Below are 17,880 nucleotides of genomic sequence, written 5' to 3'. Positions count from 1 at the left end.
TCTTGCCACCGACTATCCGATGGCTGCGTGTGGCTCGACTTGTTACCGAGGCAACCATGCTTTCACCCACTGCCTTTCTAGTGGCGTCCATGCAATGTGCCGCCACGATTCACCCCTCCACCGCGTTTGATGTAGCAAAGGTAGAATCCGGCTTTAATCCTTACGCCGTAGCTGAAATTGTGCCAAAGGAAGATAGAGCGCCCGGCAGCGTAGGCATCATTTCTCATCAGCCTACCAACAAGCAAGCTGCCGTCAACATCATCAAGCAGGTAGTCGCGAAAGGTCGCCGTTATTCGGTCGGTCTGATGCAAATCACCAGTACCAACTTCCGCGATTACGGCGTGACGGCCCATGACTTGTTAGACCCCTGTACTAATCTGTCCGTTTTTGAACGCATCCTGACAGACTGCTACCAGCGAGGTGGCACGCTGAAAAGAGCACTCAGTTGTTACTATTCAGGCAATTTCGATACGGGTCAGCAGCCAGAATCTGCCTTTAACCAAACCAGTTATATCCAGCGTATTGGCTATGCGATCCCGTCTACGCGGGAAGCTCTTAAGCACAGTACCACCAGCCAATCCACATCATATGTTCATTATCCGACCACCGTCCTGCGCGGTGAACTTACCGATAAAACCACACCGGCTTTAACCTCCTTGCACTATCCCGACGCCATCCTTCGCGGCGATGTATCCCTACCTGTAACTAATGAGGAGAAATGACGATGCAAAAACATAAATACTGGCCTGCGTTTTCTTCCCTATTGATATCAAATCAAACGCTGGCAGCAGGGAGCGGGTTTAATAAAGCCAACGATACGCTGAGTAATACGTCCACCGGTTTGCTTGGGCTGGCCGCCGTCACGATCACGCTGGCAACCATGTGGGTGGGTTACAAGGTACTGTTTGACGGTAAAAGCCTGCATGATATGCGCAACGTCATTATCGGAGCCATCCTGATTGTCGGCGCATCGGGCTTTGGTGCCTATTGGGCATCCTAGGGGGAAGTGATGACTACCCTGAACAAAGCACTGACCCGCCCTGCCGCCATTATCGGCATCCCTCTCGTCCCGTTCGTGATCGTCAGCGGGGCTATTGTCCTGCTGTCGGTTTACACAAGCTATTACCTTGCCTTGTTATTAATCCCTGTCTGGCTGGAAATGAAGGCAAAAGCCCGAACGGATATTCATTATTTCGGACTGCTGTGGCTGGCCTTTAAAACCCGTGGGCGATTTGCCACGAATCGCTATTTCGGTACCAATGCAGTGCTGGCAAACCACTATGACGCCGTCGATGTTTCGGAGTTTACCGATAAGATGAAATTAAACGAGCGCACTACTCTGGATAAATACATTCCTTACTCCTCCCACATTCACCCTCACATCATAAGAAATCGCTCCGGTGATTTAGTCACTACCTGGGAATTGGGCGGCACTGTTTTTGAATGTGAGGATGAACATCATCTGACATTGCTGGCAAGCCACCTTAACAACCTGATCCGCGCATATGAAGGGCTACCGATCACCTTCTATATTCACCGCATACGGGAGCAATATCAGGATGGCTTTGAGGCCAGTTCAGGCATCCCCTTTTCGGATGAAGTCACGGAACGCTATTACCAGCCACTTAAAGAGAAACCACTCTGGCGGCATCGGCTGTTTTTCACCGTCTGTTATGCCCCTTTCTCCACGCTGGAGAAAAAAGTCATGAAGACGCAGCCTGCCGGAAAAAGGAAAGCGGCGCTGGATGATGCCTTGAAAGCGATGCTGGAACACCATGAAGCTATCAACACCGCTCTGTCACGTTACGTGGCAACACCATTGGGCCTCTATGAGGAAAAAGGTCGGGTTTACTCTTCACAACTGGCTTTCTACCATCGGCTGATTACGGGCAAATGGCAGAACGTAGCGGTGACACGAACACCGTTTTATCACGCACTCAGCACGCCGGATGTGTTCTTCACTACCGATACTGCCGAATGTCAGACGATCGGCGGTTCCCGCTTCTTCCGCAGTCTGGAAATTAAAGACTATTCACCGGAGACCTATACCGGCCTGCTCGATGCGCTGCTGTATGCCGAAAGCGAGTATGTGCTGACGCAGTCTTTTACCTGTATGGCACGGGATGAAGCGCAAAATCATATCCGACTGGCGGAAAAACGGCTGAATTCAACCGACGATGACGCCATTTCACAGCGTGAGGAATTGATCGTCTTACGCGATCTGCTCCAGTCCGGACATGTGTCTTGCGGCAAGTATCACTTCTCACTGCTGGTCTCCTCTACCAGCGCCGATCAGGTGGTAAAGGAGACTAATACGTTAGCCCAGCCTTTTAACGATCTCGGCATCATGACATCCCTGTCTACACTGTCGCTACCTGCTGCCTACCTGGCTCAACTACCCGGCGTCTATACGTTACGACCCCGTCTGGTGGTGGTCAGTAGCCAGAATTACGCGGATATGGGGAGTCTGCACAACTTTCATTCTCACAAGCGTAACGGCAATCCGTGGGGTGAGGCTATCGCCATCCTAAAATCCCCCAGTGGCGGCGGTTACTATCTGAACCTGCATGACAGTCAAGCTGGACGGAATGACTTCAATGAGAAAACGCCGGGGAATACTGCCATCATCGGTAAAACCGGTTCAGGAAAGACCCTGCTGATGACGATGATGAAACAGTTGATGCAGAAGTACCGCAATCCGGCGACATTTTCCGCCTCTGCCACCCTCAAACGGCTGACCACCATTTACTTTGATAAAGATAGAGCGGCAGAGATGTCTATCCGCCAGATGGGCGGTCGCTACTTCCGTATCCGAACCGGTATCCCTACCGGATTCAACCCGTTTTCACTTGCACCCACGCGACGGAACATCAGCTTTATCAAGCGGCTGATCCGGATGCTGTGCCGTCGTGACGGTAAGCCACTCGATCCCCGCGATGAAGAGCGTATCAGCACTGCGGTGGACACCATCATGCTGGACTATCCGCCGGAATATCGCCGCTATGGTATTACCCGATTGCTGGAAGTGTTACCCGAACCACCGACCAAAGAGGCCCGGACTAACGGCCTGCGTATACGCCTGAAACAGTGGGCGCAGGGCGGTGAATTCGGCTGGGTATTCGATAACGAGGAGGACACGTTTAACATCAGCAATATTGATAACTTTGGTATCGACGGTACGGAATTCCTGGATGACGGCGACATACGCGGGCCGATCACCTTTTACCTGCTGTACCGCGTCACTAGCCTGCTGGATGGTCGCCGACTGGTGATGTTCATGGATGAATTCTGGAAATGGCTGGCTGATGTCGAGTTTTCTAAATTCTCCCTCAATATGCTCAAGGTGATCCGCAAACTGAACGGCATTTTTATCCCCGCCACTCAGTCACCCGATGAAATCGTCAGGCACCCCATCGCTCCAGCGATTATTGAGCAGTGCAGTACCCAGATTTTTCTCGCCAATCCCAAAGCCAGCCATACGGATTACGTGGAGAAAATGAAAGTCCCTGAAAGCGTTTACGACATGGTTCGTAACCTTGATCCGAGCGAACACTATATGGTTGTCCTGAAAACACCACTGCGTGCTGGTGAAACTCGCCCGTTTGTCGCCATGGCAAGAATGGATTTATCGGGCCTCGGGTACATCACCAAAATCCTGAGCGGCAGCGAAGACAACCTGAAAATATTTGATGCCATTTATCAGGAAGGCATGTCCCCTCAAGACTGGAAAGAAACGTTCCTTAACCAAGCTATCTGATATTCACCTCGGAGGTTATCACCATGCAAACCAGAAAGATGTGTCTGGCGTTATCGCTATTGATATCTACACCGGCGATAAGCGCTGGTATACCGGTGTTTGATGCCGCCAGTAATACCGAGTCAATTAACCAATGGGTACAGAAACTCCAGCAATGGCAGGAAACAGTCATCCACTATAAAAGCGAGCTTGATGCCTATAAGCAGCAATTAGCGACCGCAACAGGCATACGAGATATTCAGGGATTTCTCCGCGAGGCAAAATCCCTGAAAAACGATATCGAACATCTGCGTAAAAATGGTATTTCACTGGATGATCTGCTGACCAACCCAAGCGGTTATTATTCTTCTGACCTTCAGCGCCTATATAACAAATATCAATCGTTCGATATTTGTAATCAGTCCAGTTCATCGCAGCGTTATCTGGAAAGTTGCAAACAACTTGTTCTCAATCAGGCGGTCTCGATTGAGAATACCAGTGATGTTCAAAACAAGATTAATAGCACATTAAACGATATATCAGACTTATCCGACCGCATTGCCAACGCCAAAGACTCGAAAGAGTCACAGGACCTGGCTAACGCGGTGGCAGCCAAAAGCGTACAATTGAACGCATTAACCAGCCAATGGGAAATGTCAGTCAAGCAGGCTGAACAGCGATCCGTGATGTTGACTCAACAGCGGCAAAAAGCATTCAATGAACAACAACTCGTCTCCCCGATTCCTGACTTCAATCATTGAGAGGGTAAGAATGAAAACGTCACTTTACATTTTCCCGGTTATTTTAGGCTCATTATTTCTGGCGGGGTGTGATAACCCGAAATCAACGCAGTGGTACAAAGAACATCCGGATGAAATGAGTCAGCGATATAAAGCGTGTGAATCATCCGGTGATGACTCTCAGGATTGCAAAAATGCACGAGAGGCGCGATTTGAACTCCGTCAGGAAAATGCCAAGGTTCCCGATTTGAATTAAAGGGGTCATCTATGTCAGGTGGTATGTTTGTTGGAATGAACAACACGATCACTGACGGTTTACATGCCGTACTGCGGGGACAAACCTCCGTGTACGGCGATATGGTAAGCGTTATCGCCGTCAGCTCCTTCACGTTATTTGTCACTTATCGGGGTTATCAAACCCTAGCAGGAAAACTCCACACACCAGTAGAAGATGTCATATGGGATGTCGGGCGAATGCTATTAATCATGACATTCGTTTTAAATCTCGATGGCTGGCTGGATTTAGCCATTTCTGCCATTCACGGATTAACCGACGGCGTCAGCGGTGATGACAATGTCTGGGTGTTACTGGATAGCGTCTGGGCGAAAGCGCAAACGATAGGACAAAAGCTTTATCAGCAGGATGACTCCACCTATGTAAAGCTCAACGGCGGTATTGCCCAACTTCTGGTTTGGGGCGGTGCAATCGTCACCCTGCTATTTGGTTCGGCGGTTAACCTGTTAGCCGGAATAATCATTGTATTAATGACCACCACCGCACCGTTATTTATTTTCTGCCTGCTGTATGGATTCCTTATTCCGATGTTTAACAACTGGCTTAAAACTATCTTCACGGTGATCCTGACGATTATGTTTTCCGCGTTATCTATCAGGATTGTCATCAATTATCTTAATGGGCTATTAGATAAAGCGGTTAATTTTGCAGATAGCGCCAATATCATCACACTGGGTGTTCAGTGCTGCGTTGCGGGTGTTACTTCTGGCGTCATTATCTGGTTTTCAGCAAAAATCGCGAACGCATTAGGCGGCGTCGCCGTTCAAGTCGCACTACAGGGCGCCGCTATGGGCGGTCTACGTGGGCTGACAAAACCGTCTTCTGACGCGGCGAAACCCGCTATGAAAGCCGGCGCGGCGGGTGCCAGGTTAGCGGCAAAAGGCAGTACCAGCGCCGCTACTGCAACAGGTTCACTTATCGCCGCAGGCACCAACAAAGCCCTATCCGCATGGCAAAAACGTGCGGCTTCTATCGATAGTATGAAGCGCTTCAACCAACAGCGTAACCGCTAATCCCCTTCTAACGCAGCCTCTCCACCGCATGCCGTGGCAACCGCCATCGCTATGGCATTTCTGTCTTCGACAAACACAGGAATCAATATGAAATCCAGCCTCGTCTTTCTGATGCTGTGCGTCCTCACGGGCTGCGCACCGCGTCCGCACGATTTGACGCCAGTATCTGGCGATCCTCAACCGGTTAATTCTCCCGCGATTATTCAGGAGCTGACAAAGCATGTCTGAAACAGAAAACATCATTGCGTCATCCCGTACCTTTGAATCTGTCCTGCTGGAAAAGGATGAACGGGAAAAAAAACTGGCGTGGCGCATAGCAGCCATAGGGTTTGCTTTGGCAGCTATGGCGATCACCGCACTGATTATTCTGCTACCGCTGAAAAACACCGAAATAGAATTATGGTCGGTGGATAAACAAACCGGGCGTTATGAATATATGACCCGGATTAAAGAGCAGAATATTTCCTCTGAAAAAGCACTGGCTCAGGCGTTAGCGGCGCATTACGTCAGGCTCCGCGAGGGGTATAACTATTTTGCTCTTCAACGCGATTATGACGATGTGCAGTTATTCAACAGCGACAGCGTTAACAGGGATTATCTCGACGGGTTTAACAGCAATCAGGCTCCCGATGTCATTTTCAATAAAGCAGAATATATCGTGTCTATCGACATTATTTCCAACGTTCACGCGACCGCGACAGCGCCTGACCATCTGGCGACCTTACGCATTAAACGCACTATCCGCCGCATTGTCGATAACTCGGTTAAAACAGATGTCTGGAATATCCGTCTGACTTATCGCTACCTCCCACGAAAACAACTGACAGACAGCCAGCGAGAAGTGAACCCGCTGGGGTTCATCGTGACCAGCTACCAACGCGATAAAGAACTGAGGGGTGAATGATGCTGAAAACAACAGTGACCTTATGGCTCCTTCTGATGTCATCCACAACCTGGAGCGCGGCGATACCAAGATCCAGTACATATGACAGCCGAATGCAGAATGTCACCTATAACAGTCAGAATGCTACCATCGTCAACACCCGCTCCGGCTACCTCACTACACTCCTGTTTGATGACGATGAAGAAGTTATCGACGCGCAGGCAGGCTTTCCAAAGGGCTGGAAAGTCACAAAAAGCGATAACCGGGTCGGTATCAGCCCTAACCCTATCACCCAACCGGTAACCGATAACAACGGCAACAACGTCAATAAAGTGTTTCTGCCAACGGCGAGCGAGTGGAGAACCAATCTCTTTGTCGTGACATCAAAGCGCGATTACAGTCTGGAACTGAACGTGCTGGAAAATGACTCGCCTTCTCAGGCCTTTATTATCCGTTTTCGCTATCCGGATGACGAACGCAGGCGAGCAGACACAGCCAGCACAGCGCGTCTGAAACTCCTACGTGAAACACAGGAAAAGCAGCAGATAACGACAGCGTTTGAGCAGGCTACCACGCCGCGTAACTGGCTCTATACCAAGCGAGTCGCGACAGGTTCAGCCTCCATAGCACCGGATTTTACTTACGATGATGGCCGCTTTATCTATCTCGGTTTTTCTCCCGCCAAAATCCTTCCGTCAATATTCCGGGTCGTTAACGGGCGAGAACAGACCGTCACACCCCGCATAACCAAACACGGAAACTACACCGTGGTCGTCGTGCGGGCAATGTCGCCACAATTGGTATTGCGCTATGGCGGTTCGGTAGTCGGGATTGAGAATACGTCATTCGGCAACGCCACCGTTGGCAGCAGTGACACCGTTTCACCTGTCGTCACACTGGAGGCCAGATGACTGGTAAAGCAGACTCAGAGATAACGGAAAAAACCGTGGCGGAGCTGGAGGCTGAAGCCCGTGAACGCGCCCGTTCAGCGATGGCGAGTCAGGCACCAGAGCAAAACACACCTCCCGGCCGACCTGAAGTGACCCGCTTCAAAAAAGCCTCCAGCCGCCGGACGCTGCTGGTCAGCCTGCTGAGTCTGGGCGCACTGATTGCACTGGCATTGGGTGGAGATCGCTTCCTTGCCGCATTAAAGCAAAGCGATGATAAGTCGGTTGAAACCCCTGCACCGCCATCAGCCAGTACGGGGCAACATGAGCGTAAAAACCTCGGCATGGACAACAATCCGTTCGGCCTGTTCGGCCAGGACAAACAGGAAACCGCAACAGATAATCACCCAATACAGGCTGCACCACCGTCAGAGCCATCTGCTTTAAATAAGGCGGCGGCACTGACCGATGTGTCAAATAGTGCCGTTGATTCCGCACAACGCGGTAATACTCAGGCTTCACCAACGGCACCTTCCGGCACACAACGCAATCAGAGCAAAGACACACCTGCAACCACGTCTGGCACAGAGGCTAACGACGCCAATTCTAGTATTGCAAAAGTGATCAGCGTTAGGCGACTGGGTCTCGATCCCAATCTCTATCTTCCGGTTGATCATTATATTCCGTGCTCAATCATGCGGCGTTTTGTCTCTGACGTAGGCGGTCGTATTTCGTGCCTTATCGTCGAAGATGTCTACAGCGCTAACCATTACGTGAAGTTGCTCCCTGCCGGAACCGTCGCCAGAGGGTTCTACCGCACCGGGGCGCTGCAACATGGCCGGAGCCGGATGTTTGTCATCTGGACGGAATTACGCACACCGGAACCCGGTAGCCTGCAAATCCCACTGATTGATACCGAAGCCACCGGTACATTGGGTGAGGCCGGGATTAGCGGCTGGATTGATACCCATTTCTGGGAACGATTCGGCAATGCGTTGATGTTGAGCACCGTACAAGATGTGGCTGCTGCCGCATCAGATTCAGCGCCGGGGAAAGATCGCAATACCGATTACACCGAAAACACCCGCGCTGCCGCGTCAGAAATGGCGAAAACGGCCTTAGAAAACAGCATCAATATCCCGCCCACGATGTACCTCAATCAGGGCGATGTGATCGGGATCATGACCGGTACGGATATCGATTTCTCTTCCGTTTATCAACTGCGTCTAAAAAAGAGGTGGTATGAACGCTGAAAACCTATCGCTGGATTTTATGAAAAACCAGTTATTTGGTGAATTTCTGCCACTGGCAGGCCTGACGGAAATCGCCATCAACCGCCCCGGAGAGATCCACACCAAAATAAACGGTCAATGGGAAAAGCATGATTCTCCGATTACGTTGTGTCAGTGTCATGCTTTTGCCAAAGCGTTGGCCTCATGGAATGAGGACAATATCGATGATACCTCCCCTATCCTTTCCGCCACATTGGGATCAGGTGAACGTGTCCAGACCATTATTCCCCCGGCCTGCGAGCGGAATACCGTATCTATTACGCTGCGAAATCCGTCATTTGAGCAGAAAACACATCAGTCCTGGATTGATGCCGGGTTTTATAACCGGATCGCGGGTAAGGAGAGAAACGAAGGTAAAGACGATGAACTGACTCGATGCTATAACAATGGCGATATTCCCCACTTTATCGAAAAGGCCGTTGAGTACGGTAAAACGATCTTTATTGTTGGTGAAACCGGCTCCGGTAAAACCACCTATATGAAGACGTTGCTGCACTATATTCCGTCACATCTCAGGCTAACCACGATTGAAGACAATCCCGAAATCCGGTTTTACCGCCATGCTAATTATGTCCATCTGTTTTACCCAGCAGATGCCGGAGACGATGCGATTATCACGCCCGGCAGACTTATCCGGGCGAATTATCGAATGAATCCAGATCGAATTCTGCTGGCGGAAATTCGTGGTCGGGAGGCGTGGGACGCGCTGAAAATTATCGGCTCAGGGCATGAAGGCCTTATCACCTCCCTGCACGCAGGCAGCCCGGAAGAATGTATTGAAGGGATCATTGACCGCTGCTATGAAAATCCTGACTGTAAAAATATCCCGTTCGATGTGTTGTTACGCAAGGTGCTTAAATGCGTGGATATCATCGTCAGCGTAGATATTCACGGTGATATTCGTCGGATGGGGGATATTTATTTCAAACCGATACACCTTAATCAAATGAAGAAAAATTTCAGATAGACGAACCGTTACCCCTCTCATTCCCAATAAAGGTATTCAGTATGAAAACGATCATATTCACCGCCAGCCTTTTCTGCATGAGTTTGCTACTGCCTTCTTCCGTAATGGCCGCTGATGCCTGTGAGATTGTTTTATGCCTGTACGGTAAAACAACCGGTAACGGCGGAGGAAATGAGTGTCAGTCTGTTGAACGCTCTTTCTTTAATGTTGTAAAAAAGAACAGACATGGATTTCACCCTAACCGTACCGCCGATGCCCGAAGAGACTTATTGCTCGAATGCAAATCAGCCGACCCGAAAATTATCGACCAGATAATTAATAAATTTGGCCGCGTGCGTAATTGAATTCAAAAAAACGGTAATAGCAATACTTGGATTATTACCGCCCCCAGTCAAATCTGGATGGCAAACTCGGCACCGGTCGACGGTTTTAGGCTTTTAAATTTATGCGAATAGCAAAAATTTAAAAGTGGCGTAAGGCGAGTAAATTCAATTTCAAAGAAATTGCTAATTTGCGTCGCCGAACCCATCTGCAAACAGCAGCGCCCACGCGGATTTTGCAGGCCGGGGGGAGCCGAATAAATTTCGCCGCCCCAGCGAGCGAAAAGCTATCGCCCACGATAGCGGTTTATTTGGGGGGCTTGCCCCGCACACCGTCGCAGCTAAGTCTCCGGCCAAAAGCCGGTAGCGTGGCGCGACCAACCGCTTTGAAGGCGTTTTCCCATTTTTTCGCTTGGCCGGGACGGACAAAAGAAAAAATAGGTGAAAAACGGCGTCTCAAAGGGGTTGGTCGCGCGTAGCGTGCGACGGTGTGCCGCCTTTGACCCTGGGGGTTTTGGCGCGGCGTCCAGCCACGACACTACCCCCATGCGCCAGGCAATAAGGGCGTCCAGCCCGCATGAACTGGCGCACACTGTTTCGTGTCAGGAAGCATGCTTTCTGACACATGACCGCAGTGCGGTCACCTTCTTCGCCCCAGACGTTCGCCCCGCCTTTTCGCCCAATACCGTGGGGCGAATTGATGGGGCGATGCGTGGGGGCGAGTCTCTGGCGAAGGAGGCATCATGATTTTAAATAAGCTTGCCGTTTCACTGTCGCCGATAGTGAATGGTGCGCAGGCCTTTATTGATGTTATACAACAGCATCAATTGATGATGGCGCTATTATCTGGCCTGACCCTGCCATTTTTTGCTTCAATGAAGAGCGATGAACGGCAGAAAGCCTCGCTATGGAAAAAGCTGATTATTACTTTTTCCCTGCTGTGTTTTCTGTTTGGCACAACGGGGCCATTACTTATTAGCGTTTTTCAGTGGTTTTATAACGGTAGGATACTTACCCGCACTCCCATTCTGGACTGGTCAATATTAATCATATTTACCGTGGCAGGGTTTATTTTCCATATTACTCTGCGCCGAGCATTAACGCCTGAACTGGATAAAATAAAAAAACGACTCATCAAAAAGACCAGTCTTGAACGAGAATTACGCACCGATGTCCGCACGGTGAAATCGCTGCTGCCGGAAACACTGCATTATGAACCACTGGATTATATCGACCTAAACAAGGGTATTTTCATCGGGATGAACCGGGATAAGCAACCGATGTATCTCCCGTTAAAAGGCTGGCAAAAACAACACGCGGATATTATCGGCACCACAGGGGCTGGTAAAGGGGTCGCAACCGGTATACTGCTTTATCAAAGTATCTTGGCAGGTGAAGGGGTATTTATTATGGACCCCAAGGATGATGAATGGGCACCGCATCTTTATCGGAAAGCCTGCGAGGATGCAGGTAAACCCTTTTGCTTAATTGACCTGCGAAAACCGCAATACCAATTAAATCTAATTGAAAATATTACGCCTGACGAACTGGAGGAATTGTTTGTTGCGGGATTCAGCTTGGCGGAAAAAGGTCAGGAATCCGATTTTTATCGTATCGACGACCGAAAAGCGGCACGTATGGCGGCACAATTTGTCAGCCGTAATACTGAGTCAACCATCCGGGATGTTTATAACAGTGAATATGTTCAGGGCATCGCGGAAGATATTAAAGCTTTTTTCGGCAAAATTGAGGAATTGGCGTTGCTCAATGCCATCAACGCGCCAAAGGGATGTTCACTTAAACAGATCTTTGATGAAGGCGGCTGCTGTTATGTCATCGGCTCGATGCGCAACAGCAAAATTATCACCGCACAGCGTATGCTGCTGGTACGTCTGTACCAGTTAGCAGAACGGCGCGACCGGGTAAAAGAAACGCCCCGCCCCATAGCCATCTTTCTCGACGAATTAAAATACCATCTGTCAAAACCGGCGCTGGAGGGGTTAGGCGCAGCACGGGATAAAGGCGTGCATATTATTATGGCGCATCAGTCCGTCGCCGATTTGAAAGACTGCCCGGCAGATTTAAAAGGCGATGCTGTTGTCGGTGCGGTCGTTGAAAATGCCAAATTCAAGCTAGTTTACCGCGTTATGGACCCGGATACGGCGGAATGGGTGGCGAGAATGTCCGGCACCATCTTAGTGGATGATGAAATCCGCAAAGCCAAAACTGATGCCGTACTGACGGAAACCATCAACGGTGAACGTACTATCAGACAGGCCGAGCGTTTCTTTATCGACAGCAATATGATCCTGAACCTACCCGATTTTGTCAGCTTTATCTTTACTACGAGAACGCTTCCCTCCGCCTCACTGATTTCCCCCATCAAGGTACAAAAACGCGAGCTGGAGATCTATTCCGTTTCTCCGGATATTGCCGCGTCGGCAGCACCGGCAAAAATCGCGCTGGACTTCGACGAGGAAGGGGCAACACCCACTTCAACGCCCAATGTCGTAGCAACCCGGCCCGATCTTTTCTTTGAAGGGGAAAGGGAATCAACAAAGCCGAGATCTGATGATGACGAAACACCGTCCTTGCTCGATTTTTAGGAGGAGTCATGCTTATCGCCACGCATAACGAACGCACCGCTCGCAACAGCGAAAAGATAAAAAGGCTGCTGAATTTCCTGAAGGAAGAAACCTACAGCGACTTTAAAACGCTGATGCTGCTGTTTGGCTTCCGGGATCACAAATCGCTTTATTCACTGCTGGCTAAAACTGAGCGAATGGGGTTAATACAAAAGTATGTGTTTGAATCACGGACGATGAAAATGTCATTATGGGGAATAACCAGCGACGGACTGGCTATCGTTTTAACGCCGGACGATAACATTTTCCCGGCGCGCTTTGAACCCTCAAAAATCACTGGCTGGACGCTGGAACACCACCTTGATAATCAGGTGGCTCGGCTGATTCTGGAGAAAAAAGGCGCATCCGGATGGATAAACGGCGATCGCTCAACGTTCCTCAGCCAATATCAGGTCAAACACCGTCCGGATGGACTCATCACATTCCCTGACGGACAGGTCATCGCAGTAGAAACCGAGCGCCGCCTGAAGACCAAAGCCCGCTATCAGTCAATCATCGCCAGCCATTTGCTGGCCCGGACACAGAAACACTGGATTTACGTCTTTTATATCGTGCCGGACCTACAGAAAAAACGCGCCCTTGAACTGCTGTTTGGCAGCGTCAAGCACGTCATCATCAACCATCAGCACATACCGCTGGAAGCACGTCACCGCAATGTTTTTCGCATTTATACTCTCGATGAGCTGCGACAACTGGAGCCGAGGCAATATTCATAAGCAGGATATGGCGTTGCCAAATTTCATGGTCGGCTAAGAGCGAGGAGCGGACGTTTCGTGGTTCTAGAAATATTCTCATGTCGTGGCCAGTTTTTGTTGACCACTTCAGATATGATTATTTGAAGATAACCATGGTTATATATGCGGTGCAAAACTGCCTGATATATAGGCGCGCAAAGAAAACCCAATGTTATAACATAACAATATGAATTCGTTGACAATTTTATCACCTGGATTTATAAGATCATTCTCATTTACTTAAAAGGAATTTTTTGAAAATGCCATCTAAAGTATTTGTCGTTCTTGCTAAATCCATTAAACATAAAAAGTTCTGTGTTGCAGGAAAAATTTACTCTAAGGGAAGTATCGGTGAATGGGTCCGTCCAATAAACCCTTTGGTTGATAGTGATGCACTAACCTTTAATAACATTGAATATTCATCCAAGAAGCAACCTGAACTGCTTCATATAACTTCATTTAGTTATTTAAAGAAGGAGCCACATCAAATTCAACGTGAAAATTATTCAATTGATCCATCATTTTATTGGGGAGAAGTGGGTGTTTTCGATAAGAAAAACATCAATGAGCTTTTAGATTACCCAACAACTCTATGGGCTAACGGTTACTCATCATATCATGGTGAAAATGATAGGTTCCTAATGTCATCAGTCACAACCCCTATTCAGTCATTGTTTTTTGTCTATGTTTCTAATTTAAAAATAAGAGTTAAGAAAGAAGGAATTGATTTTGGAAATGATTTAAAAAGATTCAGAGCTTTCTTCTCATATAATAACATTGATTACGCGTTCATTATTACTGACCCAAAGGTATATAGTGAATATGGTCAATTGAAAGAAGATACCTATGATGTTGGCGGGTGTTATGTTACTTTGAGTACAGCACCACATAATGACGGTTATTGCTACAAATTTTTGACAGCAATCATTAAGTAAACCAGAGGATGATCACATGAAAGTATTTTCAATTGGTTTCACTGAAAAATCTGCCGAAAAGTTCTTTAGCCTAATTAAATCTCAACCAGACTTGAAAACCTTAGTTGATGTACGTCTTAATAATGTTTCTCAGCTTGCGGGTTTTGCTAAGAAGAACGATTTGATGTACTTCTTAAAGGAACTTTGCAATGTTGATTATGTTCATCTACCAGACCTTGCACCAACTAAAGAGATGTTAGATCCATACAAAAAAGGTAATATCTCATGGGAGGTTTATGAGAGTAGTTTCATGAATTTAATGGCAAAAAGAAACATTGAGCGAATAGAAAAGTCAGTGATTGCAGATAGCTGTTTGCTCTGCAGTGAGAACAAACACCATCACTGCCACCGCCGTCTTGTGATAGAGTACTTAAACAGCCATTGGGATACTGATTTTGAGGTTAAGCACTTGATATGATGAAAGTAATGATAATGTATCATCCTGACTTTGTATCCAAGGGAAAGTTTGAGCGTAAGCTCTCACGGATTTTTTCCAACTCAAATGACTATCAGATATTTTACTTTGTCGATCATCATGATTTATTAAGTCAATATTTTAAATCAGATGTATTGAATAAACTTGAGCCTGAAATATTAGCAGACCCTTTTTCAATTGGTTTAACTCATGCTGTTATTTTTGATTCAGCTAATACACCGGAATTCATCACGACTAACGAAGTCTTATCCAAGAAGATTCCTGTTCGATACATCAAAGATAAGATCACCTCAGTATCAAATAAAGATAGAGGTGAACACTTTGATACCTATTGCGGTAGAGGAACGCTTTGGGGAAATCCTTACGCGATAGGTGCAGATGGTGATCGTGATGAAGTCATAAGAAAGTTTAAATACGATTTTGATCGTGACTATCTCAAAGGTGGCTCAGAGTTTAAAGAAAAGCTGAAAGCACTGAGAGGACACACTTTAGGATGCCACTGTAAGCCATATGCTTGTCATGGGGATGTGCTGGCACAGTATTTGAATGAATTGGATGATGGTGAGTAATGCACCATCATCAGTTTCAGAAATCATCTGTTATATGATTGTAATTATCCCAGCTTTAGTTCCAGGCACTTTTTTAGGGGGAGATCACTCTCAGAGCTAAGCGTCGCTTGTACACTGATTGGAGATGGTACCAGAGTTCGACAGCCACATAGATCCATGAATCGGTGTTCTTCCGTAGATGCTTTAGAGAGACTGCTTCTGGCACGGAGCGGACAGAAAGTAAAGTCACCAAGCATCTTGAACAGCACCGTCTGATGCTGCAATGGTGGGCTAATCTTCTGGATGCTAACAGCAACGGTCTGGTTAGGCTGTTTGACAGCATCAGAACAGTGGCAAGGAACGGTATTCCGGTTCCGTTTGACGCCAGATGTTTCTCTTCCGCACGATAGACGAACTTGAACAGGCCCCCGTCAGCGACGATTAAAAGCATGCCTGTTTAACAGAATAGAAAGAAACGTCAGAATCCGTCGATAAGGAAGTCTATTGCCGCCTTTACCTGAGTGCGGTACTGCGACGCATCACAAAACACCGCCCCCAGAGCCTGGACAGGGATACTTGCCAGTTCGTGGGTCATTACGGCGTATTCTTTGCCGTCCGTCAGCCTGATGAGGGGGACAAGGCGATCCGGTCGGCGGCCTGCCGGATATTTTTCAATAGGGAGCAATGGGATCACTATCCGACGATTCAATTGCCCAATAATATCGCTCGTGACGTCGAGCAACAGCGGGTAAACGACGCTTTTCCCGGTATTACCGTATACAGTGAATTGCATGGTTAAAACGTCCTGTATTCATCGCTGAAACAACCCTGTTCATCATGAAAACGATTTAGTGCTGCGAGAGCCTCCCTGTTTTCTTCTTGCCATTTTTTTGCTTCATGATAGCGAAGCTCCGCATCCAGGGCGGTTGTCAGGGTAGCGCTCAGATTAATACCCGCCTCACGCGCTCTTACTAGTAAGGCTCGCTCTACTGTCATGGTCACGCTCTGCGTGTTGCGTTGTTTCGCGGTCATGATTTCTCTCCTGTATGAAATACGTGTGCATTACACGGCACAATACACTTATCATAACACCAAAAACAGGCTCTGCTACCGTTACAGTCCTGCAAACTTCACAGTCAATCGTCATACCTGAGCCGTCGTTTACAGCAATCACCGATGTACAAACGCCGTTTGCGGGATGCGCGGGCTCTTTGCCGCCCGCACCCGCAGCCTGAGAATTTTCCGGGCATTCAATGCCCGGAAAATTCTCAGGGAAATTTAAACATCTGTCACCTTCCCTGCCTCGATATAAGGTTAAAGCCGCACTCCTTTGCAGCTTTTTATTCTCCAACTCAAACCTTATCCATCAAGTAACGATGCGCTTTTGAGGCGGCGCTCGCCGCTTTGAAAACATAGCGCTTGTCGTTTTTCAGCGCCTGAAGCCATGAGGCCAAATTTCCCTATCATTTCACGGTTAAGGCGTTTTTTACCACCACTCCAGTGAACCAGCTCATGCAGGCCGGTAGCATAGAAATTAGCTGCATCTGAAAACAGATGGCGCTCTGGTAGCCAGACTTCATCGGTTGAGGGTCTGAAAAAGGCGTTTTGTCCTTTCTCAATGATGTTTGCGCCACTCTTCTGGAACAGATTTTCAGCCTCCGGCAATGGGTCAAAGGTTGCTTCCGGGCTGACTGTTTCAGTTGTCAGAGGCAAGCCGTCAATTTGTTCAACATTGAACACATTGAAGGTTTTCAGCATCGGGATCTGGTCGATGTCACCGTCTTCGTTTTCTTTCTCTAAGGTTGTGTAGAAAATGGCTGTCGTGCCGTGTTCACCTTTTCGAACCTGCCCACCTACTGCCTGCGCCTGTTTGTAGGTCATCCAACGTGAATCACCGAAGCCCTGTTCTGACGCACTGCACCACAACAGCATGATATTCATTCCGCTATACGCGATACCGGTTGCGAAGTTGGAAGGCAACCCAGACATACCCGGCACTCGTTTCCACGGGCAAGACCACGGTTTTACACCGGATTCAAGCGCTGCAATGATGTTGTTGGTGACAGTCTGATAAATATCAGTTTTGGCTTTAGAAAATTTCGTTTTTGAGGAGCCTGACTGCTCCAGCGGGGATACGCTGGTCGCCGCTGCGGCGTTAGGAGCGTTGATCTGGGTATGCAGGGAAGTCGTCATGGTTTTTTCTCCGTCAGTGGTGTGATTTTCGTCTTCGTATCGCCTGACGGCTCGCTTTCCCGGCATCGTTCCGGCACGCAAGGGCGCAGAATGCGTGCCATTTACCCTTGCGGGACGGGTTGTGTTGGGAAACGATTAACCGGAAGCTGATACGAGGAACGGAAAACTCGCGGGAGAAAAACTGGCCCTGCATAATCGGGCGTAGCGCCCCTTGGTC

General features: G+C 48.4%; 20 protein-coding genes and 1 pseudogene. 18 read left to right on the top strand and 3 right to left on the bottom strand.

Features of this window, described 5'->3' with window-relative positions:
* The first annotated feature begins 56 nt into the window (after positions 1–56).
* From HP572_RS04915 to HP572_RS04830, 18 genes are all read left to right on the top strand, one after another.
* Positions 57–722 (top strand): lytic transglycosylase domain-containing protein, encoded by a 666-nt coding sequence (locus HP572_RS04915; RefSeq protein ID WP_240585693.1) that lies wholly within the window; start codon positions 57–59, stop codon positions 720–722.
* Positions 719–1,000 (top strand): TrbC/VirB2 family protein, encoded by a 282-nt coding sequence (locus tag HP572_RS04910; protein WP_240584930.1) that lies wholly within the window; start codon positions 719–721, stop codon positions 998–1,000. Before HP572_RS04915 ends, HP572_RS04910 begins: the two co-directional genes overlap by 4 nt.
* A gap of 9 nt (positions 1,001–1,009) precedes the next feature.
* Positions 1,010–3,757, top strand: coding sequence for a VirB3 family type IV secretion system protein (locus tag HP572_RS04905; protein ID WP_240584929.1), 2,748 nt, complete (start codon positions 1,010–1,012; stop codon positions 3,755–3,757).
* A 23-nt stretch (positions 3,758–3,780) separates the two neighbouring features.
* Entirely contained in the window at positions 3,781–4,497 is a 717-nt protein-coding gene (locus HP572_RS04900) for a type IV secretion system protein (RefSeq protein WP_240584928.1), read from the top strand.
* Positions 4,498–4,507: 10 nt separating this feature from the next.
* On the top strand, positions 4,508–4,732 hold the full coding sequence (locus HP572_RS04895; protein WP_038907531.1) for an EexN family lipoprotein: 225 nt from the start codon (positions 4,508–4,510) through the stop codon (positions 4,730–4,732).
* 11 nt (positions 4,733–4,743) lie between these two features.
* Positions 4,744–5,784: a type IV secretion system protein gene (locus HP572_RS04890; RefSeq protein ID WP_240584927.1), complete on the top strand. Its 1,041-nt coding sequence runs from the start codon at positions 4,744–4,746 to the stop codon at positions 5,782–5,784.
* 87 nt (positions 5,785–5,871) lie between these two features.
* Positions 5,872–6,012 carry a hypothetical protein gene (locus tag HP572_RS04885; protein WP_181919098.1) on the top strand — a complete coding sequence of 47 codons (141 nt, stop codon included), beginning with the start codon at positions 5,872–5,874 and terminating at the stop codon, positions 6,010–6,012.
* Positions 6,005–6,688, top strand: coding sequence for a virB8 family protein (locus tag HP572_RS04880; RefSeq protein ID WP_240584926.1), 684 nt, complete (start codon positions 6,005–6,007; stop codon positions 6,686–6,688). The genes HP572_RS04885 and HP572_RS04880 overlap by 8 nt, the downstream gene beginning before the upstream one ends.
* Entirely contained in the window at positions 6,685–7,578 is an 894-nt protein-coding gene (virB9, locus tag HP572_RS04875; RefSeq protein ID WP_240584925.1) for a P-type conjugative transfer protein VirB9, read from the top strand. Before HP572_RS04880 ends, virB9 begins: the two co-directional genes overlap by 4 nt.
* Positions 7,575–8,807: a VirB10/TraB/TrbI family type IV secretion system protein gene (gene virB10 / locus HP572_RS04870; protein WP_240584924.1), complete on the top strand. Its 1,233-nt coding sequence runs from the start codon at positions 7,575–7,577 to the stop codon at positions 8,805–8,807. The genes virB9 and virB10 overlap by 4 nt, the downstream gene beginning before the upstream one ends.
* On the top strand, positions 8,797–9,813 hold the full coding sequence (virB11, locus tag HP572_RS04865) for a P-type DNA transfer ATPase VirB11 (protein WP_240584923.1): 1,017 nt from the start codon (positions 8,797–8,799) through the stop codon (positions 9,811–9,813). Before virB10 ends, virB11 begins: the two co-directional genes overlap by 11 nt.
* A gap of 41 nt (positions 9,814–9,854) precedes the next feature.
* Positions 9,855–10,157 carry a conjugal transfer protein gene (locus HP572_RS04860; protein WP_240584922.1) on the top strand — a complete coding sequence of 101 codons (303 nt, stop codon included), beginning with the start codon at positions 9,855–9,857 and terminating at the stop codon, positions 10,155–10,157.
* Positions 10,158–10,574: 417 nt separating this feature from the next.
* Entirely contained in the window at positions 10,575–10,880 is a 306-nt protein-coding gene (locus HP572_RS04855) for a hypothetical protein (RefSeq protein WP_240584921.1), read from the top strand.
* Positions 10,877–12,739, top strand: a complete 1,863-nt coding sequence (locus HP572_RS04850) for a type IV secretory system conjugative DNA transfer family protein (protein ID WP_240584920.1) — start codon at positions 10,877–10,879, stop codon at positions 12,737–12,739. The genes HP572_RS04855 and HP572_RS04850 overlap by 4 nt, the downstream gene beginning before the upstream one ends.
* An 8-nt stretch (positions 12,740–12,747) precedes the next feature.
* Entirely contained in the window at positions 12,748–13,494 is a 747-nt protein-coding gene (gene mobC / locus HP572_RS04845; protein WP_240584919.1) for a MobC family replication-relaxation protein, read from the top strand.
* Positions 13,495–13,772: 278 nt separating this feature from the next.
* Positions 13,773–14,447, top strand: coding sequence for a hypothetical protein (locus HP572_RS04840; protein ID WP_240584918.1), 675 nt, complete (start codon positions 13,773–13,775; stop codon positions 14,445–14,447).
* Positions 14,448–14,463: 16 nt separating this feature from the next.
* On the top strand, positions 14,464–14,904 hold the full coding sequence (locus HP572_RS04835) for a DUF488 family protein (protein ID WP_240584917.1): 441 nt from the start codon (positions 14,464–14,466) through the stop codon (positions 14,902–14,904).
* A complete protein-coding gene (locus HP572_RS04830) occupies positions 14,901–15,491 on the top strand; it encodes a DUF4326 domain-containing protein (RefSeq protein ID WP_240584916.1) in 591 nt (196 codons plus the stop codon). The genes HP572_RS04835 and HP572_RS04830 overlap by 4 nt, the downstream gene beginning before the upstream one ends.
* Positions 15,492–15,948: 457 nt before the next feature.
* Here the strand turns inward: HP572_RS04830 and HP572_RS04825 are convergent, their stop codons facing one another.
* The 3 genes and pseudogenes from HP572_RS04825 to HP572_RS04815 all read right to left on the bottom strand — a co-directional run bounded on the left by HP572_RS04825 (position 15,949) and on the right by HP572_RS04815 (position 17,663).
* On the bottom strand, positions 15,949–16,263 hold the full coding sequence (locus HP572_RS04825) for a CcdB family protein (RefSeq protein ID WP_240584915.1): 315 nt from the start codon (positions 16,261–16,263) through the stop codon (positions 15,949–15,951).
* Between the two features lie 2 nt (positions 16,264–16,265).
* A complete protein-coding gene (locus HP572_RS04820; RefSeq protein ID WP_014699357.1) occupies positions 16,266–16,502 on the bottom strand; it encodes a type II toxin-antitoxin system CcdA family antitoxin in 237 nt (78 codons plus the stop codon).
* Between the two features lie 320 nt (positions 16,503–16,822).
* Positions 16,823–17,663, bottom strand: a pseudogene (locus HP572_RS04815) (ArdC family protein).
* Between the last annotated feature and the right edge of the window lie 217 nt (positions 17,664–17,880).

This window comes from Pectobacterium sp. PL64, assembly GCF_022477975.1.
GTDB lineage: Bacteria > Pseudomonadota > Gammaproteobacteria > Enterobacterales > Enterobacteriaceae > Pectobacterium > Pectobacterium jejuense.
Note: the sequence above shows the minus strand (reverse complement) of the source record. Positions and strands in the feature narration are given on the sequence as shown.